Below are 746 nucleotides of genomic sequence, written 5' to 3'. Positions count from 1 at the left end.
CTTGAAACAGGCCCTCTTACCCTTCGCCGAGACTAGCCCCGCGATGCGCGATGCTGTTGGGCGGCTTTACGTTCAGATCAAGAACCTTACGACACCAGACCCCGGAACCACGGAGCCTTTCGTTATGATCCGTCCCGCTCAAAATGCCGCTGTTGTCGACTGGCTAGAAGCCAACAGTAAGCGTCCAATGAAGGCTATGCGGGTTTGGGCTTTGCTGTTTGATCATCTCATGCCGCACACCGGACAAATCATGCTGACCCGCGAGGAAATATCTGAAGCCATCGGAATTCGAGCCGATGACGTTAGTCAAATCATGAATGAGCTGGTGAAATTTGGGGCCATCTTCTCCGAGCGCGAACGGGTTGAAGGTCTGCGCGGCCCCGGACTGGTTCGCTACTACATGAATCGACATGTCGCCGAGGTCGGGAGTCGCGCTACGCAAGAAGAACTAGCTCTCATTCCAAAACCCGGTACTAAGCTGGAAATAGTTCAAGGCGGAAAAAGATAATGGATAGTTATAACTATATTGCTTTAACCATTCTCAGGCCCGATAAAATCGTTGGGTATACGTGGGATGGAATTGCTCCAGAAACAATACGCGAAAATATAATAATAGAAGACCTATCTACATTTTCGATACAAAAGAAAATAGAAAAATTCTTAATTCAAGAAAATTATTTATATGAAAATTTCAATGGCCTAAGTATTAAAAATTCACCACTCGATAAAAAAGCTTTATATATAGA

The 746-nt window shown here is 45.6% G+C and carries 2 protein-coding genes; both read left to right on the top strand.

Translation table 11 applies throughout. The features are described 5' to 3' along the window. Window positions 1-508, top strand: a 508-nt coding sequence (locus PY649_RS34795) for a cyclic nucleotide-binding domain-containing protein (protein ID WP_285873609.1), incomplete at its 5' end; no start/stop codon positions are given. Beyond that, window positions 508-746 (top strand): hypothetical protein (locus tag PY649_RS34790; protein WP_285873607.1); only part of this gene is annotated, 239 nt, incomplete at its 3' end. The genes PY649_RS34795 and PY649_RS34790, both read left to right, overlap by 1 nt.

The organism is Rhizobium mayense (assembly GCF_030272705.1).
Taxonomy (GTDB): Bacteria; Pseudomonadota; Alphaproteobacteria; order Rhizobiales; family Rhizobiaceae; genus Rhizobium; species Rhizobium mayense.
The sequence above is the reverse complement of the archived record's forward strand: the minus strand, read 5'-3'. Positions and strand labels throughout refer to the sequence as shown.